21 protein-coding genes are annotated in these 20,648 nt (G+C 63.4%); 11 read left to right on the plus strand and 10 right to left on the minus strand.

Annotation, left to right across the window (positions count from 1 at the left end; genetic code table 11):
• Positions 1–10 precede the first annotated feature (10 nt).
• The 8 genes from PG879_RS03160 (at position 11) to PG879_RS03195 (ending at position 5,728) form a co-directional block, all read left to right on the plus strand.
• A complete protein-coding gene (locus PG879_RS03160; protein WP_270829719.1) occupies positions 11–673 on the plus strand; it encodes an amino acid ABC transporter permease in 663 nt (220 codons plus the stop codon).
• Entirely contained in the window at positions 670–1,431 is a 762-nt protein-coding gene (locus tag PG879_RS03165) for an amino acid ABC transporter ATP-binding protein (RefSeq protein WP_270829720.1), read from the plus strand. The genes PG879_RS03160 and PG879_RS03165 overlap by 4 nt, the downstream gene beginning before the upstream one ends.
• Entirely contained in the window at positions 1,428–2,264 is an 837-nt protein-coding gene (locus PG879_RS03170) for a transporter substrate-binding domain-containing protein (protein WP_270829722.1), read from the plus strand. The genes PG879_RS03165 and PG879_RS03170 overlap by 4 nt, the downstream gene beginning before the upstream one ends.
• 220 nt (positions 2,265–2,484) lie before the next feature.
• The gene (locus PG879_RS03175; RefSeq protein WP_270829723.1) at positions 2,485–3,744 is read left to right on the plus strand and encodes an MgtC/SapB family protein; all 1,260 of its coding nucleotides are present in this window, start codon (positions 2,485–2,487) and stop codon (positions 3,742–3,744) included.
• Positions 3,745–3,833: 89 nt separating this feature from the next.
• Entirely contained in the window at positions 3,834–4,424 is a 591-nt protein-coding gene (locus PG879_RS03180) for a sugar O-acetyltransferase (protein ID WP_041215770.1), read from the plus strand.
• Entirely contained in the window at positions 4,421–4,759 is a 339-nt protein-coding gene (locus PG879_RS03185) for a DUF1294 domain-containing protein (RefSeq protein WP_039040562.1), read from the plus strand. The genes PG879_RS03180 and PG879_RS03185 overlap by 4 nt, the downstream gene beginning before the upstream one ends.
• A 94-nt stretch (positions 4,760–4,853) precedes the next feature.
• The gene (locus tag PG879_RS03190; RefSeq protein ID WP_041211694.1) at positions 4,854–5,066 is read left to right on the plus strand and encodes a hypothetical protein; all 213 of its coding nucleotides are present in this window, start codon (positions 4,854–4,856) and stop codon (positions 5,064–5,066) included.
• Positions 5,067–5,266: 200 nt separating this feature from the next.
• Entirely contained in the window at positions 5,267–5,728 is a 462-nt protein-coding gene (locus PG879_RS03195) for a hypothetical protein (protein ID WP_270829724.1), read from the plus strand.
• A 73-nt stretch (positions 5,729–5,801) separates the two neighbouring features.
• Here PG879_RS03195 and PG879_RS03200 read toward each other — a convergent pair whose 3' ends face one another.
• From PG879_RS03200 to PG879_RS03215, 4 genes are all read right to left on the minus strand, one after another.
• The gene (locus PG879_RS03200) at positions 5,802–6,437 is read right to left on the minus strand and encodes an FMN-binding negative transcriptional regulator (protein ID WP_236275286.1); all 636 of its coding nucleotides are present in this window, start codon (positions 6,435–6,437) and stop codon (positions 5,802–5,804) included.
• A gap of 234 nt (positions 6,438–6,671) precedes the next feature.
• Positions 6,672–7,196 carry a DUF4865 family protein gene (locus tag PG879_RS03205; protein ID WP_270829727.1) on the minus strand — a complete coding sequence of 175 codons (525 nt, stop codon included), beginning with the start codon at positions 7,194–7,196 and terminating at the stop codon, positions 6,672–6,674.
• A complete protein-coding gene (locus PG879_RS03210) occupies positions 7,193–7,585 on the minus strand; it encodes a tautomerase family protein (RefSeq protein WP_270829728.1) in 393 nt (130 codons plus the stop codon). Before PG879_RS03210 ends, PG879_RS03205 begins: the two co-directional genes overlap by 4 nt.
• A complete protein-coding gene (locus tag PG879_RS03215) occupies positions 7,576–7,902 on the minus strand; it encodes a carboxymuconolactone decarboxylase family protein (protein WP_010675684.1) in 327 nt (108 codons plus the stop codon). The genes PG879_RS03210 and PG879_RS03215 overlap by 10 nt, the downstream gene beginning before the upstream one ends.
• Positions 7,903–7,998: 96 nt before the next feature.
• Here PG879_RS03215 and PG879_RS03220 point away from each other — a divergent pair, with 96 nt between their 5' ends.
• Entirely contained in the window at positions 7,999–8,892 is an 894-nt protein-coding gene (locus PG879_RS03220) for a LysR substrate-binding domain-containing protein (RefSeq protein WP_270829729.1), read from the plus strand.
• Between the two features lie 106 nt (positions 8,893–8,998).
• On the opposite strand, the gene argH is transcribed toward PG879_RS03220, so the two are convergent.
• The 5 genes from argH to argC all read right to left on the minus strand — a co-directional run bounded on the left by argH (position 8,999) and on the right by argC (position 14,632).
• Positions 8,999–10,384 carry an argininosuccinate lyase gene (gene argH / locus PG879_RS03225; RefSeq protein WP_270829731.1) on the minus strand — a complete coding sequence of 462 codons (1,386 nt, stop codon included), beginning with the start codon at positions 10,382–10,384 and terminating at the stop codon, positions 8,999–9,001.
• 202 nt (positions 10,385–10,586) lie between these two features.
• Positions 10,587–11,822 carry an argininosuccinate synthase gene (locus tag PG879_RS03230; protein WP_010675687.1) on the minus strand — a complete coding sequence of 412 codons (1,236 nt, stop codon included), beginning with the start codon at positions 11,820–11,822 and terminating at the stop codon, positions 10,587–10,589.
• Between the two features lie 56 nt (positions 11,823–11,878).
• A complete protein-coding gene (locus PG879_RS03235) occupies positions 11,879–12,796 on the minus strand; it encodes an ornithine carbamoyltransferase (RefSeq protein WP_010675688.1) in 918 nt (305 codons plus the stop codon).
• A gap of 25 nt (positions 12,797–12,821) precedes the next feature.
• Positions 12,822–13,601 carry an acetylglutamate kinase gene (gene argB / locus PG879_RS03240; RefSeq protein WP_045522048.1) on the minus strand — a complete coding sequence of 260 codons (780 nt, stop codon included), beginning with the start codon at positions 13,599–13,601 and terminating at the stop codon, positions 12,822–12,824.
• A 23-nt stretch (positions 13,602–13,624) separates the two neighbouring features.
• The gene (argC, locus tag PG879_RS03245; RefSeq protein ID WP_042864921.1) at positions 13,625–14,632 is read right to left on the minus strand and encodes an N-acetyl-gamma-glutamyl-phosphate reductase; all 1,008 of its coding nucleotides are present in this window, start codon (positions 14,630–14,632) and stop codon (positions 13,625–13,627) included.
• Between the two features lie 261 nt (positions 14,633–14,893).
• Here argC and argE point away from each other — a divergent pair, with 261 nt between their 5' ends.
• Together argE and ppc are read left to right on the plus strand one after the other, a co-directional pair.
• Complete coding sequence (gene argE / locus PG879_RS03250) at positions 14,894–16,039, plus strand: acetylornithine deacetylase (RefSeq protein WP_039040568.1); 1,146 nt, start codon at positions 14,894–14,896, stop codon at positions 16,037–16,039.
• 213 nt (positions 16,040–16,252) lie between these two features.
• The gene (ppc, locus tag PG879_RS03255; RefSeq protein WP_010675692.1) at positions 16,253–18,886 is read left to right on the plus strand and encodes a phosphoenolpyruvate carboxylase; all 2,634 of its coding nucleotides are present in this window, start codon (positions 16,253–16,255) and stop codon (positions 18,884–18,886) included.
• Positions 18,887–19,053: 167 nt separating this feature from the next.
• On the opposite strand, the gene PG879_RS03260 is transcribed toward ppc, so the two are convergent.
• Positions 19,054–20,535, minus strand: coding sequence for a GGDEF domain-containing protein (locus tag PG879_RS03260; RefSeq protein ID WP_010675693.1), 1,482 nt, complete (start codon positions 20,533–20,535; stop codon positions 19,054–19,056).
• Positions 20,536–20,648 lie beyond the last annotated feature (113 nt).

Raw genomic sequence — 20,648 nt, forward strand, 5'->3', positions numbered from 1 at the left:
AGGCTGCAACATGGTCAGTTCGGTCATTGAGCAGCTGACCCAGGCGCTGCCGCTGCTGGCGGTGGGCGCGGGTCAGACCCTCGCCATCTCGCTGCTAGCCATCCTGTTCGCCACCCTGGGCGGGGTCGGTTACGGCGTGCTGGCGCAACAGGGAGGCCGGTTGGTTCGGGGGCTGCTGCAGGTGTATCTGGAGCTGTTTCGGGTGGTGCCCGTGCTGGTCTGGCTCTACCTCTTCTTCTTCGGGCTGCCGATCTTCTTCGGCCTGGACATCCCGGCCTTCTGGTGCGCCGTGCTGGTGCTGGCCCTGTGGGGCGCCAGCGAGGTGGGTGAAGTGGTGCGCGGCGGTCTCAAGTCCCTCGCCCGCGGCCAGCAGGAGGCCGGGCTGGCGCTCGGGCTCTCCCGCTGGCAGCTCTATCGCCACGTGCTGCTGCCCCAGGCGCTGCAACGGCTGACGCCGCCGACCATCAACATCTACACCCGCATCATCAAGACCAGCTCGCTGGCGGTGCTGATCGGGGTGGTGGAGGTGATCAAGGTGGGCCAGCAGATCATCGAGCGCACCTATGGCTCGCTGCTTATTTACGGTCTGCTGTTCCTGTTCTTTTTTCTGGTCTGCTATCTGCTCTCGCTCGCCTCGCGCCGGCTGGAGCAACAATGGGGTAACGCGGTATGACACCTCTGCTTGAACTCAATGCTGTCAGCAAACAATTCGGCCAAAACCGGGTACTGGACGAGGTCAGCCTCACGGTGAACCCAGGGGAAGTGATCGTCATCCTGGGGCCGAGCGGCTGCGGCAAGAGCACCTTGCTGCGCACCCTCAACGGGCTCGAACCCATTCAGGGGGGCGACATTCGCTTCGACGGAGAGTTGCTGGATGCCAGCACCGACTGGCAGCGGGTACGCCAGCGCATCGGCATGGTGTTCCAGAGCTATCACCTCTTCCCCAACCTGACGGTGCTGGAGAACGTGCTGCTCGGCCCTGTGCAGGTGCAGAAGCGGGAGCGGGCCGAGGCCCTGCTGCAGGCGGAACAGCTGCTGACTCGCATCGGTCTGTGGGAGCGGCGCCACGACTATCCGCGCCAGCTCTCCGGCGGCCAGCAGCAGCGCATCGCCATCGTGCGGGCCCTGTGCATGAACCCCCAGGTGATGCTGTTTGACGAGGTGACCGCTGCGCTGGATCCCGAGATGGTACAGGAGGTGCTGGAGGTGATCCGGGATCTCGCCGGCAGCGGCATGACCCTGCTCATCGTCACACACGAGCTGGCGTTCGCCCAGGCGGTGGCGGATCGCATCGTCTTCATGGACGGCGGCCACATCCTGGAGCAGGCCGCCCCCCATCAATTTTTCGACAATCCCAGGAGCCAGCGTGCCCGCCAGTTCCTCGCCAAGTTTTCTTATACAACTGTCAGCAAACGAAAGGAGTCAGCATGAAGATAATTACCTCGGTCCTGTTTAGCGCCCTCATCGGCCTGGGCCTCGCCAGCGGCGCCGCCCAGGCAGAAGACGGTTCCCTCGCCAAGATCAAGGCGCGGGACAAGCTCATCGTCGGCGTCTTCACCGACAAGCCGCCGTTTGGCTATGTGGACGAGAAGGGCAACTACGTCGGCTTTGACACCGACCTCGGCCGCCGCTTCGCCAAGGATCTGCTGGGAGACGAGAACAAGGTCGAGTTCGTGGCGGTGGAGCCCGCCAGCCGCATCCCCTTCCTGCAGAGCGACAAGGTGGATCTCATCCTCGCCAACATGACGGTGACCCCGGAGCGGCGGCAGGTGGTGGACTTCACCAACCCGAACCTCAAGGTCGCGGTGCAGGTGCTGGTGCCGGAAGGCAGCGACGCCAAGAAGCTCGACGATCTGGCCGGCAAGTGGCTTATCGTCACTACCGGCACCACGGCCGACATCTGGCTGACCCGCAACCACCCGGACTGGAAGGTGCTCAAGTTCGAGAAGAACACCGAATCCCTGCAGGCGCTGGCCCAGGGCCGTGGCGATGCCTATGCCCAGGACAACCTGGTGCTGTTCAGCTGGGCCAAGGAGAACCCGGGCTATCGGGTGCTGCCCGAGAAGCTGGGCTCGGAAGACCCCATCGCGCCGGCGGTGAAGAAGGGCAATATCGAGCTGCGTGACTGGGTCAACGACCGTCTCGTCAAGCTGGGGGAAGAGAAGTACCTGCTCAAACTCTACGACCAGTATGTGCGCGATCGCTTAAGCGCCGATACCGATCCCAACGACGTGATAGTGGAAGGAGGCAAGTGGCAGGGTTGAGCCCTGCCCCCACAGCAGTGCTGAGTGTGAAGTGTGTGATCTTTGGTTCCGTTGGTCTGCAAACCGCAAGGTTTGACCTTTCCAGGCGCCCCCTCCAGGTGGCGCCTTTTTTTTGTTTGCAAGACCCCGGCAGGCGGGACACCCGCTCTGTGAGCCAGCTCCCCCTGCCCCGGGATGTCCTGTGCCATCCTCACTGAAACGGCAGCGGGAGGAGAAACCCATGTGGATAGAGGCCGAGCCCGTCTACGGCGCCCTGGTGTCCCTGGCCATCGGGCTCATCATCGGGCTGGAGCGGGGCTGGCAGGTGCGCCAGCTCGGAGACAACCAGCGCATCGCCGGGATGCGCACCTATGGCCTCATCGGTCTGCTCGGCGGGGTCTGCGCCCTGCTGCTGCCCACCCTGGGGCCCTGGCTGGCCCTGCTCGGTCTGCTGACCGTGGTGACGGGGTGCGGCCTCTCGGTCTGGCTGGCCCAGCGCTGGCAGGGGGAGTTCGGCCTCACCAGCTCGGTAGCCATGGTGCTCACCTACCTGCTGGGGCTGATGTCGGTGCTGCAGAGCCCGAGCGAGGCGGTGGCCTGCGCCGTGCTGGCGGCCCTCCTGATGGGGCTCAAGGGCAAGATCCAGCAGGGGATGCTGTTCTTGAGCGAACTGGAATTTCACGCCACCCTGCGCTTTCTGCTCATCTCCCTGGTGCTGCTGCCGGTGCTCCCCGATACCGAGATGGGTCCCCTCAATGCCTTCAATCCCTTCAAGATCTGGCTGATGGTGGTGGTGATCGCCGGCATCTCGTTCTGTGGTCACTTCGCGGTGCGCCTGCTCGGCACCCGCTCCGGGCTGGTGCTCACCAGCATGCTGGCGGGGCTCGCCTCCTCCACCGCCCTCACCCTGCAATTTGCCCGCCTCAACAAGGAGCAAGGAGGGCTGGAGCGGCTGCTGGCCACCGGCATCCTGCTGGCGGGGGCCACCATGTGGCTCAGGCTGCTGGCACTGGTGCTGATCATCCACGGGGAGCTGGCGCTGCGTCTGGCCGCCCCCCTGCTGCTGCTGGCGGCCATCGTCTACGGCTTTGCCTTCTGGTTCTGGCGCCAGCGGGAAGAGATGCTGGACGGCCCGGTACAGCCCGAAACCCGCAACCCGCTGGATCTCGCCACCGCCATCAAGTTCGGTCTGCTGCTCGCCCTCATCGGCTTCATGGCCACCCTGCTGCAAAGCAAGGTGGGCAACTCCGGGGTCTATCTGCTGTCGCTGGTCTCCGGCATCACGGACGTGGACGCCATCACCCTCTCCCTCTCCCAGCTCGCCCAGAAGGAGCTGGCCCTGGAGGTAGCCGCCAGGGGCATACTGCTCGCCGGGCTGGTCAACTCCCTGGTGAAAGGGGTGCTGGCACTGGTGATTGGCGGACGCAGCCTGGGGCGGCGGGTCTTGCTCCCCTACCTCGTCTCCATCCTGCTCATCCTGCCCCTTGTCCTGATGACATGATGACGGGGATCACCTGGCGGGCCCGGCACTCTGACACCCTTTCCCCTTGTCGCGTATACTGCCCCCTCTTGCAGCAGGAGGAGATGACCATGGCAAGCGACTGGGACAAGGTACTGGCGGGGGGCGCCCTGGACAGCCAGAGCGAGGAGATAGCGAACGACCGCATTCGCGGCCAGGCGCTGCTGAGCCGGCTCAACGCCTCACCGGCGGGGGATCACGTCCTGCGCCAGCAGATCTGCCGCGACCTCTTCGCCCACTGTCCCGACTCCTGCTGGATCAGCACCCCCTTCACCTGCGAATTCGGCCGCAACATCCACATCGGCGAGAAGACCTTCTTCAACTTCAACGTCACCATACTCGACGTGGGCGAGGTGCACATCGGCAACCATGTGTTGCTGGCCCCCAACGTGCAGATCTACACCGCCACCCACACCATGGACTATCTGGAGCGACGCAACTGGACCGCCTACAACAAGCCGGTGCGGATCGGCGATGACTGCTGGATTGGCGGCGGGGCCATCATCTGCCCAGGCGTCACCATAGGGCCCCGCTCCATCATAGGGGCTGGCGCCGTGGTCACCCGGGACATCCCGGCGGACTCCCTGGCGGTGGGCAATCCGGCCCGGGTGATCCGCACGCTACAACCGGGCGAGACTCGGGATCAGGCGTGCCTGTCATGATGGCCCTTGCCCTGCTGCCTTTGGGTTGGGCAGGCTGGCTCGGCGCGCACGATGCCAACTGGTGGCCGCTGGCCCTGATCCTGCTGATGAGCCTGCTGACCCTGGTCGTCTACGCCTGGGACAAACGCCAGGCCATTCGTGGCGGCTGGCGCGTGCCCGAGGCCCGCCTGCATCTGCTTGAGCTGTGCGGCGGCTGGCCCGGCGCCCTGGTCGCCCGCCAGTGGCTGCGCCACAAGACCCAGAAAGGGAGCTACCGCCTGCGGTTCTGGGCCATCGTCTGGGGGCAGTTGCTGCTGCTCGGGATCTGGCTCGGCTGGCCGCTCTGGCCGCTCTGAACAACCAGGCGGGCATTGCCGCCCAAGGTCGGGTATGAGACAACGACAGCGCGGGAGACAGATCCTCTCGTTCAAATCTTGAAAGGAGTCATTCATGACCATGTGGACAGGTATTGTCCTGATCGTCTTTATCAGCGTGTCGTTCAGCTATCTCACCAAACGCGCCCGCTACCAGATGGGGGATGCCCGCATTACCGACCGTCTCGGCAAGCAGGACATGATCATCAAGGAGTTGCAGGAGCGCATCGCCAATCTGGAGGCCATCGTCATCGAGGAGGAGAAGCGCCGCCCGTTCAAGGAGCTCTGATCCGGCAAGCCGGGCGGCAAACCGGCCAGCCCCCGGGCTGCAAGGGTTTGCCGCCGCCCCCGTTCGCACCCGCCCGCCCTCTGCCTGGCAAAAACGAAATTCACAGCAGGATCAATCCCCTGGCATTTTTCGGTTGAATGTTCGCCAAGCTGGCCCGATCCCTGCTCCGTCATGACATCAGTCGTACGGAGAGTGACATCATGATCGCCATCGGCACCCTGCTTCCCCTCGCCTCCCTTGCCCTCAAGCTCGGCAGCAAGCTGCTGGGCGACAGCACGCCGCCCGCCAAGACCGAGCCCGCCGTGCAGGAACCGCACCTTGCCCCCACGGTGCAGAGCCTGTTCCAGCGCCTCGGCATCCAGGAGGCTGACAGCGAGCAGAACCGCCCCGCCATCAACCACTTCATGGGGGCGCTGATGCAGACCCTGGGTCAGGAATCCTCGGATCAGCCCCTGCCCCAGGCCATCGATGCCGCCCGCACCCAGTTGGCAGACGGCACCCAGAGCACCCGCCTCGATGCGCTGCAAAGCGAGCTCGACACCCTCAAGGGCTCCCTCGGCAACAGCGACCTCAACCTCGATCAGCTGCTTTATGCCTTCAAACAGACCCTGCCCCAGGGCCCGGGGGAAGGCGTCGGCAAGCTGCTCAATGCCAGCGCGTGAGCGGGAGTGGAACCATGAAAAACGGCAACCAGACGGTTGCCGTTTTTGTCGGGCCGAATCTCAAGGTGTCACGCTAGGACTGTGAAGGGGGCGGGTTCAGCATGGCGCCGGCCAGCGCGCTCTGCCCGCGCTCCTGCAGGGCATTGGCCGCTCCCAGGCGATCCGCCGCCTCCTTGTTCTGGCTCAGCTTGAACTTGCCGACCAGGTGGTCGATCTCGATTTCAATGCCCACCACGGCCTGCACCATGGTCTCGAGATAGTCTCTCGGTGCATCCGCCATCTTCCAGGGAATGGACTCTCCCGCCTCGTGGGTACGGGTCAGGGTCGCGAGCAGGCGACGCACGAAGCGGGCATCGTCCCTCACCCGGATACGGCCATGGGCGTGCACCACGGCATAGTTCCAGGTGGGCACCTGCTGATGATGCACCTGCTTGCCCGGATACCAGCTGGGAGAGATATAACCCTCGGCGGCTCTGAAGATCACCAGCACCTCGTCGCCCTCTTTCACCTCCTGCCAAAGCGGGTTGTTGCGGGCCACATGGGCCCGCAGCACACCGTGGGCCCCCTGCTCCCCATCGAACTCGAACGGCAGGTGGTTGGCATCCAGCCCCCCTTCACCACAGGTGATCAGGGCCCCCAGGGGGTGCGCCTGCATCAGCTGGTGCAGCGCCTCGGGGTCGGTAACGGCGAAATGGGGTGGCAGGTACATGGGAACTCCTTGATCCGGTTGACGCGTCCATACGCATTCCTGCGGGATCATGCCCTGCCCGGTGCGGGCCGTCACCCTGAATGTGCCCACTGAGCCAGTTCATTGCAGCAGGTGGCCACAATGCCACATCATCATCCACAAGCGAGATATAACACCCTATGTTCACGGTGCGAATATCACTTTCACAGCCAAAGTGAATGGAAAAACAACCTCAATGACAAAGATAACTCCGCTTTATACCCCTCCCCCCTTCGCCAGATAGCCGATACGGTAGATCTCGCCCCCGCCAGGCAAGGGCGATGAGAGGGACGGGAGAAAATCCGCCTCCAGCCATTCCCATCGGGTGAGATCCCAGCCGCTCACCATGGCCTCGCCGTGCAGGTCGGCAAGCTCGCCGTGGGAAGCGACCTTGGTGCGCCGCAGCCTGGCCATGCAAGCCCCGTCGAGGGAGGCCGGATCCGGCACCCGCAGCAGATGCCAGGTCTCGATGCGGGGCCAGCCGAAATGCCGGGTGAGCGCCGCGAATCCCTCGCTTGCCAGGAATCGGTGCATCGCCTCGGCGCTGTGCCACACATAGAAGGGGGCATAGCGGTTCTCCTGCCCCGGCAGGGCCCCATCGTCCTGACGGCTGTAGAGATAGGCCTTGAACAACAGACCGGGAAAGCCGTCCAGTCTGGCGCCATTGCTGGCGATCCGCTGCTCGATCAGCGCCATGTCGTAGTCTGCGGGCAGGGTGAATCGGTAGTGCATGGCGATCATGAGGCCACCTCCTGTCTGAACATCCGGCCCTGGCCGAAACTCCACGCCTCGGCATCGGTCTGCTGGATCACCACCATGAGGTTGTCGGGGTGGATCCCAAGCTCGGCCTCAAGGCGCTCGGCGAGACGTGCATAAAACCGCTCCCTGGTCGCGGTGCTGCGCACCTTGCCCGCCAGGATCTGGAAGAGGATGAAACCCTGGTCCCGGCGGCCGGTCTGGTAGTGGGGGTCATAGATGAGCGCACTGGCAGGCAAGATCTCGAGGATCTGGAATTTATCCTTCGGCGGCACCTCGAACACCTCCACCAGGGTCTGGTGGTAGAGGGCGCTGAGTTGTTGCAGGTGTGCGTCGCTCATCCCCTCGCACAGGGTGATACGGGTCAGCGGCATGGGGTCACCTCCTCGCGGGGGGGCAGATAGCCCACAGCCGTCACTGCGGCGGGCAAACCGGCGTAGAAGGCAAGATGGGTGAACAGCTCTTCCAGCTCATCCCGGGACAGGCCGTTTTGCCGGGCGAATGCAATATGCCAGGGCAGTTGTTGCACCCGGCCCAGGGACGCCAGGATGGCCAGGGTGATCAGGCTGCGCTCGCGGGCCGAGAGGGTGGGGCGCTGCCAGATATCGCCAAACAGCGTCTCTTCCGCCAGTCGGGCGAGTCGGGGGGCAAGCTGCGCCAGGGTGGCGCGATCGGGAACATCGGGTGTCATGGCAATCTCCTTGGTGGATGAAGCCACTCTCCCTCACTGCTACAATTTAAAAAATCGAAATATTAAAGACCAATCATCCCGATTATAAGGATAGTTATGTCACCCCTTCCCCCCAGCCTGGATCTCGATGCCCTGCGCAGCTACGTGCTGGGGCTGGAGTGCGGCAGCTTTGCGCTGGCGGCGCAGCGGCTGTGCCGCTCCACCTCGGCGGTCAGCGCCCAGTTGAAAAAACTCGAACAACAGTGCGGCACCGATCTGGTCATGAAGCAGGGACGTCACCTGGTGCCGACAACCAGCGGTGAGCGCCTGCTGGGCTACGCCAAGCGGCTGCTGGCGCTCAATGACGAAGCCGTGCTCGCCCTCAAAGGGGAACTGCTGCAAGGGGAGATCCGGCTCGGGGTGCAGGAGGACTTCGGTGAATCTTTGCTCCCCGCCGTGCTGGGGCCCCTCTGTCGCCAGCACCCGGCCCTGCGCATGACGACCCGCATCGATCGCAACGGGGCTCTGGTGCAGGGGATCAGGGAAGGCACCCTCGACATGGCTCTCGCCTGGCAGCCACAGGGAGAGCGGGAGGATCTTTCCCTCATCGAGGTGGTGCAACTGGCCTGGATTGCCCACCCCGAGTGGGACCTTGCCCCTTTGCTCGCGCGCGGGGAGCCCCTGCCCCTGGTGCTCTTCGATGCCCCCTGCCTGATGCGGGCGCGGGCCATCCGCGCCCTCGACGATGCCGGGATCCCCTGGCGGATCGCCTTCACCAGCCAGAGCCTGGGCGGGATCTGGGCCGCCGTACAGGCCGGGCTAGGGATCACGGTGCGTTCCCCCATCGGCATGCCGGCCAGTCTCGCCACCCTCGGCGGCGTGCTGCCCTCACCGGGTACCCTGGGGGTGGTGCTGCTCGCCGCCAGCCATGAAGCCGACGAGGCCAGATGCCAGTTGCAACGGCTGCTCACGGACGCCGTGCATCAGGCCAGCGCCGGACACAGGGGCTGAACAGCTTCTGGTCAACGCGCCTCACGGCGCCGAGGCGTGCCCATAAAAAAACGGCAACCCTGAGGTTGCCGTTCTGCCTTCTTGTTCCCATGGCGAGCCGCTTGGCTTAACCCGCCCGTTTGGCCAGCCAGGCCTCGGCGGCGGTGAGAGCTGCCTCTATCTGCTCGCGAGCGACGCCTCCCTTGGCAACCCGCTTGGCCAGAGTCGCTTCCAGCTCCAGGTTCGGGTAAACATCCTCTCCCACCACGGGGCTGAAGCGCTGGAACTCGGGGAGGGAGAGCTCTTCCAGGGGCTTTTTCACCTGGATCGCATAGACCACGGTCTCGCCGACGATATGGTGCGCCTCGCGGAACGGAATGCCCTTGGCCACCAGATAGTCCGCCAGTTCGGTGGCATTGGCGTAACCGCCCTGGGCCGCCGCCTTGGTACGCTCGCCATTGACCTTCAGATCGATCAGCACCAGCGCCGCCATGTCGAGGCAGTCGTGCCAGGTGTCGAGGGCGTCGAACAATCCTTCCTTGTCTTCCTGCATGTCCTTGTTGTAGGCCAGCGGCAGCGCCTTGAGGCTCATCAGCATGCCCATCTGGGCCCCGACCACCCGGCCGGTCTTGCCACGGATCAGCTCCAGCGCGTCCGGGTTCTTCTTCTGGGGCATCAGAGACGAGCCGGAGGTGACGGCGTCAGACAGCTCGACAAAGCCCGCCTCGCCGGTGTTGTAGAAGATAAGGTCTTCGGCAAAGCGCGACAGGTGGGTCATGGACAGCGACGCCACGTGCATCAGCTCCACCACGTGATCCCGATCGGACACCGAATCCAGGCTGTTGCGGGTGGCGCCGCTAAAGCCCATGTCGAGCGCCAAGGCTTCGCGGTCGATGGCGTAGGCGGTGCCTGCCAGGGCGCCGCAGCCGAGGGGGCTGGTGTCGAGGCGCTTGAGGGCATCCTGCAGACGGGAATGGTCCCGCTCCAGCATCTCCACATAGGCCAGCGCCCAGTGGGCGTAGGTGACCGGTTGGGCCCGCTGCAGATGGGTGTAACCGGGCAGCACCGCGGCCTGATTGGCGCGGGCGGAGGTGACCAGCCCCTGTTGCAGGGCGGTGATGGAGCCGAGCAGCAGCTCACCCTGCGCCTTGCACCAGAGTTTCAGGTCGGTGGCGACCTGATCGTTGCGCGAGCGGCCGGTGTGCAGCTTCTTGCCAAGGGCGCCGACGGCGTCGATGAGCTGGCTCTCGACCCAGGAGTGGATGTCTTCGGCGTCCGAGCTCAGGATCTGCTGGGGATCCTGCTGCACGGAGGCGAGCAGTACCTCCATCGCCTGCTGCAACTGAGCCTGCTCATCGGCGGTCAACACCCCCACCTTGACCAGCGCTTTGGCCCAGGCCATGGAGCCCTGAATATCCTGCTCCGCCAGACGGTAGTCGAACCGCAGCGAATCGTTGAACTGCTTGAACCGGCTATCGGCTCCCTGACTGAAGCGTCCACCCCAAAGTGCCATACTGCTCTCCTTGAATGCGTTGTCGGCGGCGCCTTGCGCCGTCGAACTTGAAATCTTGCCCTGTTTTTCTGCGAGCCTGTTATCTCACAGAAGCGGCCAGGGCGCAGCCGCTCTTGTCACACCCGATGAGGATGGCAAAGGGCCTCTCTGCCTGTAAAAGAGGGGGCCATGCCCCCTCGAATCAACGGGTGATAGCGCTTGCTTAGCCGTGGGTATGGTCGCCACCGATGGCTTGATGCTGCTCTTTCATGGCGCGGATCCGGCTCGCCAGAGTGTAGAGACGGATGAAGCCTTCGGCATGGCTCTGGTCGTACACTTCGTCGGCGCCGAAGGTGGCGAAGTCTTCGGAGTAGAGGCTGTTCGGCGACTTCTTCTGCACCGCGGTGACCTGACCCTTGTACATCTTCAGCACCACTTCACCGTCGAGCTCCTCGGCGATGGCGTTGGCGGAGGCGACAATGGCCTTGCACAGCGGGGTGAACCAGCGACCGTCATACACCAGGTGGGAGAACTCGGCGCCGAGTTTTTCCCGCCAGGCGCGGGTCGGTCTGTCCAGTACCAGCTCTTCCACGGCGCGCAGTGCGGCAACCATCACGGTACCACCCGGGGTCTCGTAGCAGCCACGGGACTTCATGCCCACCATCCGGTTCTCGGTGATGTCGATCCGGCCCACGCCGTGCTTGCCGGCACGCTCGTTCAGGGTGGTCAGGATCTGGTGCGGGCTGAGCGGCTGATCGTCAACGGCCACCACTTCGCCCTTGGCCACGGTCAGCTTGACGTATTCCGGCTCGTTCGGGGCATCCTCTGCAGAGACGGTCCACTGCCAGACGGCTTCGGACGGCTCGTTCCAGGTGCTCTCCAGCTCGCCACCCTCGGTGGAGATGTGCCAGGCGTTGGCGTCGCGGCTGTAGATCTTCTTCAGGGTCGCCTTGCAGGGGATGTTGCGGGCTTCCAGATAGGCCAGCAGATCTTCCCGGGAACGCATGTCCCACAACCGCCACGGGGCGATCACTTTCAGTTGGGGCGCCAGGGCAGCCACCGCCCCTTCGAACCGCACCTGGTCGTTGCCCTTGCCGGTGCAACCGTGGGAGATGGCATCAGCCCCTTCTGCCAGGGCAGCCTCGACCATCGCCTTGGCGATCACCGGACGGGCCATGGAGGTACCCAGCAGGTAGGTGCCTTCATAGACGGCGCCGGTCTTCAGGGTCGGGTAGACATACTCTTTGACGAACTCTTCCCGCAGATCCTTGACAATGCACTTGACCGCGCCGGAGGCGATGGCCTTCTGCTCGATACCTTCCAGATCGTCACGCTCCTGACCCACGTCGGCGACGAAGGCGATGATTTCAGCGTCATAGTGCTCCTTCAGCCAGGGAATGATGGCCGAGGTATCCAGTCCGCCCGAGTAAGCCAGTACGATCTTGTTGATTCCGCTCATTTACTTCTCTCCGTGATGATTCGATAAAAAGGGGTGATTCCGGGTCGGTTGCCGGATTACTTCTGGCCCTGTCCGAACAGGGTCAGCAGCACGGCGTTCTGGATATGCATCCGGTTTTCTGCCTCATCCATGATGAGGGAGGCTGGGCCGTCCATGACCTCCGAGGTGATCTCCAGCTCCCGGTGGGCCGGCTGGCAGTGCAGCACGTGCTGGATGCCGGTCCGATCGAGCAGGGCCTGGTTGATCTGATAAGGCATGAAGATATCTTTTACCTGCTCCATTGGTGTGTTGTCACCCATGGAAACCCAGGTATCGGTATAAACCACGTCAAAGCCTTCGATATCCGCGACATCATCGCTGATATGTATGGTCGCGCCAGATTGAGCTGCCAGCGCCTGGGCCTGCAGGAAGATCTGGGTATCCGGGCCATGGCCTTTCGGGCAGACCAGGGTCACGTCGGTACCGAGGGTAGCCCCCAGCAGCAGCAGGGAGTGGCTCACGTTGTTGCCATCGCCGAGATAGGCCAGCTTCACCTTGGACAGGTCGCTGTAGTGCTCGCTGATGGTCATGAAATCCGCCAGCCCCTGGCAGGGGTGGTAGAGGTTGCACAGGCTGTTGACCACAGGCACCGAGCCGAACTCGGCCAGCTCGACCAGGGTCTGGTGATCGAACACCCGGGCGACGATGGCGTCACACCAGCGGGACAGGTTGCTGGCGAAATCCTTCACCGACTCCCGCTTGCCGAGCGCCCCGTTCTGCTGATCCAGATAGACGCTGTGACCACCCAGTTTGGCGATGCCGATGTCGAAGGTGACCCGGGTACGCAGGGAGGGCTTCTCGAACAGGGTGACCACGCTCTTGCCCGCCAGGGCCTGGCTGTATTTCTTCGGATCGGCCTTGACCGCCTTGCCAAGCGCCAGCAGCGCCTCGATCTGGGCCTTGCTTAAATCACTGTCTTTCAGAAGATGTTGCATCGGATTGTCCTTTTCCCGGTGGAGATCAGAGGGTGACCTGGGTGCCGACCGCGCCGCCAGCCAGCAGCTTGAGCAGCTGATCCGGGTAGCGCCAGCTGGCGACACAGACCGGCTTGCCCAGGGTTTCTGCGGCGTGCAGGGCGGCTTTCACCTTGACGGCCATGCCGTCCGTGATAACGCCCTTCTCCATCAGGTCCAGCGCGCTCTGCTTGTCCAGTTGCGGCACCAGCTTGCCCTTGCCATCCAGAATGCCGCTCACATCCGACAGCATCACCAGATCGGCGCCCAGCGCTTCGGCGATGGCGGTGGCCGCCTGATCCGCATTGACGTTCATCATCTGTCCGTCGGCGGTGATGCCGATGGAGCTCACCACCGGCAGGAAGCCCTGCCCCAGGATGCCGGCCACCAGCGCCGGGTTGCCCGGTTTGCAGTCACCGACCGCACCGAGATCCGGATCGAGCTGGGTCACCTGGCACAGACCCCCGTCGGCGAGGCACAGACCCACAGCAGGAATGCTGGTGGAGATAGCCTTGGCCATCATCATCTTGTTGGCGGTCCCGGCCAGGGCACCGGCAATCACGGGGATCTGCTCGAATGGGGTCACCCGCAGGCCGTTCTTCTTGGTGGAGGTCATGCCCAGCCCCTTGAGCAGGTCGTCCACCAGGCAGCCACCACCGTGCACCAGCACCAGAGGACGGTGCTGATCATCCAGGAAGGTCTTCAGGGTGGCGAACAGGGCGGTCAGGGCCTCGTCGTTCTCGATCAGGGCACCACCCAACTTGATTACCAGCGTCTGCTTGTCCATCTTCTCGATCCTTTCTTAAAGCGTTAAATCAGGCCGGTGGCCGGTTCAAAACCAAACTTGATATTTATGCACTGCATGGCTTGCGAGGCGGCCCCCTTGAGCAGGTTGTCGATGGCAGAAACCACCACCAGCATGTTGCCCTGCTGCTGCCAGGCGATGTCGCAGTAGGGCGTGCTCGCCACGCCGCGAATGGAGGGCATCTGTCCGGTGAGGCGTACCAGGGGCTTGCCTTCGTAGGCCTTGAGGTAGGCCTGATCCACCTGGGTGTGCGTCACCCCTTCCGCCAGTTGCACATAGATGGTGGCCAGGATGCCCCGCACATAGTTGCCGAGGTGGGGCTGGAACAGCACCTCCTTGCCGAGGTGGTGGCTGATCTCCGGCTGGTGCCTGTGATTGAAGGTGCCGTAGGGATTGAGGCTCACTTCGCAGAAACTGGTGTTGATGGCGGCCTTGCGACCGGCCCCGGAGACGCCGGAAACCGCATTGATGATGGGCTGCCACCCCTGGGCAATCAGCCCGGCCTGTTGCAGCGGCTTGAGGGCGCACAGGGAGGCGGTCGGGTAGCATCCCGGCACGGCAATCAGCTGGGCGGCCTTGACGGCATCGGCATTCCACTCGGCCAGACCGTAGGCGGCCTGCTCCAGCCACTGCTCATTCTCGTGGGTGAAGCCGTAGAAGGAGGAGTAGAACTGCTGATCGTTGACCCGGAAGGCACCGGAGAGATCGAACACCGGCAACCCCTTGGCCAGGAACTTGGGCGCGAGTTCCGCACTCACCTCGTGAGCAGTGGCCAGCACCACCAGATCGGCCTGGGTCAGGATCCGGGTCATGCCGTCTTCGTCCAGGGGCAGCAGCGGCTGATCCAGCTTGCCCACCCATTGGGGATGCAGGGAAGAGAAGCGCTTGTGGGCGTCCTGGCTGCCGGCGGAAACATAGAGGCCGAACAGCTCGAGTTGTGGATGGTTCTGGACCAGAGCGGCCAGTTCGGCCCCCGCGTAGCCACTGGCACCGACGATAACGGTCTTAAGCATGTTTGAGTATTCCAAGTCTGGGTTCGAAATTCACAGCATGGTGCTGCGGTGCAAGGGGTCGGCTATCGCCCCTTTGATGCAACGAGTGCGGAGGGGCAATTCAGGCGGATATGCGTCGTCGGTTACAGATCAGGTGACAGAACATTAACTTTCCCTTACAACTAGAGGCCTTGTCGATGAGCACTCGAACAGAATATTCATGCACTCACTTTGCATTTGTATTTTCTAACAGAAACACTCCGGGGACGCAAGGAGGAGCTGATGGCCAAACTGGATTTTTTTTCACTTTATAAGAATATTATTGCGATTCCTTCTATCAGCAGCACGGATACTCGCTGGGATCAGAGCAACGAGGCGGTGATCCGGCTGCTGGCCGACTGGTTCGGCCAGCTTGGATTCCAGTGCGAGGTGACGGCCCTGCCGGATCTGCCGGGCAAGTTCAACCTGGTGGCGACCTATGGTCAGGGAGAAGGGGGGCTGCTGCTGGCGGGCCACACGGATACGGTTCCCTTCGATGAAGGAGCCTGGACCAAAGACCCCTTCAAGGTGACCGAAGAGGGCAACCGCCTGTACGGGCTCGGCACCATCGACATGAAGGGCTTCTTCGCCTTTATCGTGGAAGCGCTCAAGGAAGTCGACCTCAAGACCCTGAGCAAGCCGCTGCGCATCCTGGCCACCGCCGATGAAGAGACCACCATGGCCGGGGCCCGCGCCATCGCCGCCGCAGCCGAACTCAAACCCGACTACGCGGTGATCGGCGAACCCACCGGGCTGGTGCCCGTGGTGGCCCACAAGGGCCACATGTCGGAAGCCATTCGCATCACAGGCCGAAGCGGCCACAGTTCGGATCCCGCCAACGGCGTCAACGCCATGGAGATCATGCACAAGGCCATGGGTCAGGTGCTCAGGCTCCAGCAGGATCTGAAGGAGAAGTACGCGGATCACCGCTTCGCCGTGCCCCAGCCCACCCTGAACCTCGGCTACATCCAGGGGGGCGACAGCCCGAACCGCATCTGCGGCTGCTGCGAGCTGCACATCGACATGCGTCCCACCCCGCAGGTGGGTCCCGACGAGCTGATGGGCATGTTGAAAGAGGCGCTCTCCCCCATCGAGATCCACCAGCCCGGCTGCCTGCACCTGCAGCACCTGCACGAACCCATTCCGGCCTATGCCTGCCAGGATGATTCCGAGCTGGTGCGGGAGGCGGAAAAGGCGAGCGGCCGGGCCGCCGAGTCCGTGAACTATTGCACCGAAGCCCCCTTTATCCAGCAGCTGGGTTGCGAGACCATAGTGATGGGCCCAGGCCATATCACCCAGGCCCACCAGCCCGATGAATACCTGGATCTGTCGTTCGTCAAACCGACCACGGCGGTGCTGCAGCACCTGATCCGGCGCTTCTGCGTCTAGCCAAATAGGGATGTAAGTAAGTTACATGACAGGCGCCTTGGGACAGGTGAGGGAAATACATGTTCTGAATCGGCTTGTTATTTGACCTTGCGCAGACAATCTGGGTAGATTGTCCCCCTAAGATGACGGAGCATATGTTGTAATCGCACAACAATAAGTGAGGTCGCCTCCCGCCTGGAAGGTCAGGAGGCACCAACAAAATAAGGATGTGGAATGAACGAAAAGTACGCCGCACTACGGGCCAACGTAGGCATGTTGGGCCAACTGCTGGGTAAATCCATCAAGGATCATCAAGGGCAGGCCTTCCTCGACAAGATTGAGACCATTCGCCAACTGGCCAAGTCTTCCCGCAAGGGAAACGAGGCTGACAGAGAGCGCCTGCTCGACACCCTGCGTACCCTCTCCGATGACGAACTGCTGCCCGTGGCCCGTGCCTTCAGCCAGTTCCTCAACCTGGCGAACGTGGCGGAGCAGTTCCACACCATCTCCCGTCGCTGCGAAGAGCAGGTCTGCACCCCGGACCCGCTGGAGCAGATGTTCGACAAGCTGAAAGCCTCCAACCTGTCCCAGGAGGCCATCATCCAGGCCGTGCGCGAGCTGGACATCGATCTGGTGCTGACCGCTCACCCCACCGAGGTGACCCGTCGTACCCTGATCCACAAGCACGTGCAGCTCAACGACTGCCTCGAGGCCCTGGAACTCTCCGATCTGCTGCCCCGCGAGCGGGACAAGATCCAGAGTCGCATCGAGCAGCTGGTCAACCAGGCCTGGCACACCAACGAGATCCGCGAACAGCGCCCGACCCCGGTGGACGAAGCCAAGTGGGGCTTCGCCGTGGTGGAAAACAGCCTGTGGCCGGCCATCCCCGAATTCATGCGCAATCTGGACGAGCGCCTGCAACACCATCTGGGTGTGCGGCTGCCGCTGGATGCCGCGCCGGTCAAGTTCACCTCCTGGATGGGCGGTGACCGCGACGGCAACCCCTTCGTCACCGCCAAGGTGACCGCCGAAGTGCTGGAGCTGGGCCGCTGGATGGCGGTGAGCCTGTTCTACAAGGACATCAAGGAGCTCACCTCCGAGCTCTCCATGGCCGATTGCACCGACGCCGTGCGTGCCCGGGTCGGTGATAACCCGGAACCCTATCGCGCCTTGGTACGCGAGCTGCGCGAGCAACTGCGCGAGACCCAGGAGTACCTGACCGCCAAGGTACAGGGCCAGGCGAGCGAGAGCCGGGATCTGGTCAAGAGCACCGCCCAGCTGCGCGAGCCCCTTGAGCTCTGCTACCACTCCCTGCACGCCTGCGGCATGGGCAACATCGCCGACGGCATGCTGCTGGACGTGCTGCGCAAGCTGGCCTGCTTCGGCATCCACCTGGTCAAGCTGGACATCCGTCAGGATGGCGAGCGCCACGGCCAGGTCTTCTCCGAGCTGACCCGCTATCTGGGTGTGGGCGACTACGCCGAGTGGAGCGAAGAGGACAAGCAGGCCTTCCTGCTGCGCGAGCTGAACTCCCGCCGCCCCCTCATCCCGAGCGACTGGGATCCCAGTGCCGAGACCCGCGAGACCATCGACACCTGTCGCGTCATCGCCCAGCACGACCCCGATGCATTCGGCATCTACATCATCTCCATGGCCGGTGCCCCGTCCGATGTCTTGGCGGTCCAGCTGTTGCTGAAGGAAGCTGGCTGCAAGTTCCGCATGCCGGTAGCCCCGCTGTTCGAGACCCAGGAAGACCTGATGGCGGGCACCGCCGTGATGGAACGCCTGCTGTCGGTGGACTGGTATCGCGGTTACATCCAGGGCCGTCAGTACGTGATGATCGGCTACTCCGACTCCGCCAAGGATGCGGGCATGATGGCCGCTGGCTGGGCCCAGTACGCCGCCATGGAATCCCTGGTGGCGCTGGCTGAAGCCAACAACATCCGCCTCACCCTGTTCCATGGCCGTGGCGGTACCGTCGGCCGTGGCGGCGCCCCCGCTCATCAGGCGATCCTCTCCCAACCCCCGGGATCCCTGCGCGGCGGCCTGCGGGTCACCGAACAGGGGGAGATGATCCGCTTCAAGTTCGGCCTGCCGAAGGTGGCCATCCAGAGCCTGAACCTCTACACCAGCGCCGTGCTGGAGGGGAACCTGCTGCCGCCGCCCAAGCCGAAAGAGAGCTGGCGCGCCGTGATGGAGCAGCTGGCGTCTGTCTCCTGCGATCACTACCGCAGTATCGTGCGCGGTCACCCGGACTTCGTGCCCTACTTCCGTGCCGCCACCCCGGAGATGGAGCTCGGCAAGCTGCCGCTCGGTTCCCGCCCCGCCAAGCGCAAGCCCAACGGCGGTGTCGAGAGCCTGCGCGCCATCCCCTGGATCTTCGCCTGGACCCAGAACCGGCTGATGCTGCCGGCCTGGCTCGGCGCCCACAAGGGATTGCAACAGGCCATCGACGACGGCCAGAAGAGCGTGCTGGACGAGATGAGCCGCCAGTGGCCCTTCTTCCGCACCCGTCTCGAGATGCTGGAGATGGTGTTCCTCAAGGCCGACCTCTGGCTGGCGGAATACTATGACACCCGCCTGGTGCCGGAGAACCTGTGGGCACTCGGCAAGCAGCTGCGTCAGGAGCTTGCCGACTCCATCGAAGTGGTGCTGAAACTGCGCCCGCAGGGCGACCTGCTGGACGATCAGCCCTGGATCAAGGAGTCCATCAAGCTGCGCAACCCCTACACAGACCCGCTCAACGTGCTGCAGGCCGAGCTGCTCAATCGCTCCCGCAACCACCCGGAGACCCTGCACCCCGAGCTGGATCAGGCGCTGATGGTCACCATCGCCGGCATCGCCGCCGGCATGCGCAACACCGGCTGATCCCGGACCGTTGCAAACAAGGGCGCCCCGGCGCCCTTTTTCATCTCTGCCGGGCACGGGGATCCCGATATTGCCGCCAGCACAGCCCCCTCTAAGGGGAAAAAAACATCCACAACAAACAGGGCGCCATGATGGCGCCCTGTTTTATTTCGCGATATGGCCTCTCATTAGGAGACCTGGTTGCGACCCCGACGTTTTGCCTCGTAAAGTCGCTGGTCCACGCACTGAAGCCAGTCATCCATGCGCCTGTAACTCATCTGATAGGGCGTGAGCCCCACGCTGATGGTGACGGTGATCGCCTGGTGCTGGTACAGGAAGGTGTGCTGCTCCACCTGGCGCCGGATGCGCTCCATGATGGTGTGGGCCTCCTCCAGAGTCGTGCCCCGCAGCAGCAGGATGAACTCCTCCCCGCCAAAGCGCGCCACCAGATCCTTGCTGCGTACCGCCTGCATCAGCAGCCCCGCCAGCGACGCCAACACGGCATCTCCGGCAAGGTGTCCATATACATCATTGATTTGCTTGAAGAAGTCGATATCTATCAAGGCCAGGCAACAGGCCTCCCCTTCGGCGGGATGGTGCTGGACGTGATCCAGCAGCACGTTGGCCTGCTGGAAGAAGCTGCTGCGGTTGGGCAGCTTGGTCAAGAAGTCGTGCTCGGCGTTGAAGCGCAGCACCCGCTCCATGCGGCTGCGCTCGTCCTCCAGGTTGCGGGCGTGGATAAGGGTGCCAAGGGCCGTGGTGAGGGGCTCGAGCAGGCTGACATGGGTCTCGTCAAAGCCGCCCGGGCGGTTGGCCAGAGCGATCATGCCGATCGCCTCCCCCTTGTGGCGGATGGGAATGCCGAGGAAGCTCTCCAGGTGTGGATGACCACGGGGGGAGACACCGCGACTGGCTGGATGGCTCGGCAGATCGTTGCAGCACACCAGGGTATTGTGGGTCACCACGTGCCCAAACAGGTTGTCGAGCTTGCTGAAGATGAGCCCGCCCCGACTCTGGCGCTGCTGCTCATACCAGGCGTGGGTCGCCTCGTCCCAGGAGACATTGGAGATGGAGGGGACATAGAGACTGGGGCAACCATCCTCGTACTGGATGATGCCGATGAAACCATAGGAGCTCTCGCTCACGCTCAGCAGCCGCTCGAAGACGGTGTCGCAGGCGGAGCCGAGATTGCGATCGAGCAGAAAACTCTGGTGCGCGGCCACCACGATGTCAAACAGCTGGCTCTGCTGCTCGACCCGCTGCTTGGCCATCACAGCCGAGGTAATGTCGTGCGCCAGCTTGACCACCCCCAGCAGGGTGCCTGCCTCGTCGCTCACGGGCATGTAGGTGGCATGGAGCCAGAGGGGGCTGCCACCTTGCCTGACCCGGCGAAACTCCCCCGACTGGATCTCGCCACCCAATACCTTCTGCCAGAAGAGATCATGCTCCGCCTGCAGATCCGGCGGCAACAGCATGAGATGGGACTGGCCCACCAGCGCTTCGGGGGGATAGCCCAGCATGTCGCAAAACAGGGGGTTGACCGACACCATGCGACCATCGAGATCGAACTCGACCATGCCATAGGCCCGATCAAGGGCGGTCAGCCTGGCAAGGGTCTCATATCGATCCATCGCGTCGATATCGCGAGCGCAAAGTGCTGTGGTATTCATGGCTACGATTCCTTTCGATCGCCGGCGCATTGCATTGGAATGCGGGGACAAGTGCCCAAATCATAGGATCCGGCACCCGGTTACGCTAACACAGGCCCCGATTGGGTGTGAAG

Source organism: Aeromonas sp. QDB63, from assembly GCF_027707425.1.
GTDB lineage: Bacteria > Pseudomonadota > Gammaproteobacteria > Enterobacterales > Aeromonadaceae > Aeromonas > Aeromonas caviae.

Excerpts from the sequence above, each read along its gene's own strand:
- argE (WP_039040568.1), top strand. The coding sequence starts at position 14,894 with ATGGCCAAACTGGATTTTTTTTCACTTTATAAGAATATTATTGCGATT.
- PG879_RS03195 (WP_270829724.1), top strand. The coding sequence starts at position 5,267 with ATGATCGCCATCGGCACCCTGCTTCCCCTCGCCTCCCTTGCCCTCAAG.
- PG879_RS03190 (WP_041211694.1), top strand. The coding sequence starts at position 4,854 with ATGACCATGTGGACAGGTATTGTCCTGATCGTCTTTATCAGCGTGTCG.
- ppc (WP_010675692.1), top strand. The coding sequence starts at position 16,253 with ATGAACGAAAAGTACGCCGCACTACGGGCCAACGTAGGCATGTTGGGC.
- PG879_RS03220 (WP_270829729.1), top strand. The coding sequence starts at position 7,999 with ATGTCACCCCTTCCCCCCAGCCTGGATCTCGATGCCCTGCGCAGCTAC.
- PG879_RS03160 (WP_270829719.1), top strand. The coding sequence starts at position 11 with ATGGTCAGTTCGGTCATTGAGCAGCTGACCCAGGCGCTGCCGCTGCTG.
- argB (WP_045522048.1), bottom strand. The coding sequence starts at position 13,601 with ATGGACAAGCAGACGCTGGTAATCAAGTTGGGTGGTGCCCTGATCGAG.
- PG879_RS03200 (WP_236275286.1), bottom strand. The coding sequence starts at position 6,437 with ATGTACCTGCCACCCCATTTCGCCGTTACCGACCCCGAGGCGCTGCAC.
- PG879_RS03215 (WP_010675684.1), bottom strand. The coding sequence starts at position 7,902 with ATGACACCCGATGTTCCCGATCGCGCCACCCTGGCGCAGCTTGCCCCC.
- PG879_RS03165 (WP_270829720.1), top strand. The coding sequence starts at position 670 with ATGACACCTCTGCTTGAACTCAATGCTGTCAGCAAACAATTCGGCCAA.
- PG879_RS03260 (WP_010675693.1), bottom strand. The coding sequence starts at position 20,535 with ATGAATACCACAGCACTTTGCGCTCGCGATATCGACGCGATGGATCGA.
- PG879_RS03170 (WP_270829722.1), top strand. The coding sequence starts at position 1,428 with ATGAAGATAATTACCTCGGTCCTGTTTAGCGCCCTCATCGGCCTGGGC.
- PG879_RS03180 (WP_041215770.1), top strand. The coding sequence starts at position 3,834 with ATGGCAAGCGACTGGGACAAGGTACTGGCGGGGGGCGCCCTGGACAGC.
- argH (WP_270829731.1), bottom strand. The coding sequence starts at position 10,384 with ATGGCACTTTGGGGTGGACGCTTCAGTCAGGGAGCCGATAGCCGGTTC.
- PG879_RS03230 (WP_010675687.1), bottom strand. The coding sequence starts at position 11,822 with ATGAGCGGAATCAACAAGATCGTACTGGCTTACTCGGGCGGACTGGAT.
- PG879_RS03185 (WP_039040562.1), top strand. The coding sequence starts at position 4,421 with ATGATGGCCCTTGCCCTGCTGCCTTTGGGTTGGGCAGGCTGGCTCGGC.
- PG879_RS03235 (WP_010675688.1), bottom strand. The coding sequence starts at position 12,796 with ATGCAACATCTTCTGAAAGACAGTGATTTAAGCAAGGCCCAGATCGAG.
- argC (WP_042864921.1), bottom strand. The coding sequence starts at position 14,632 with ATGCTTAAGACCGTTATCGTCGGTGCCAGTGGCTACGCGGGGGCCGAA.
- PG879_RS03210 (WP_270829728.1), bottom strand. The coding sequence starts at position 7,585 with ATGCCGCTGACCCGTATCACCCTGTGCGAGGGGATGAGCGACGCACAC.
- PG879_RS03205 (WP_270829727.1), bottom strand. The coding sequence starts at position 7,196 with ATGATCGCCATGCACTACCGATTCACCCTGCCCGCAGACTACGACATG.
- PG879_RS03175 (WP_270829723.1), top strand. The coding sequence starts at position 2,485 with ATGTGGATAGAGGCCGAGCCCGTCTACGGCGCCCTGGTGTCCCTGGCC.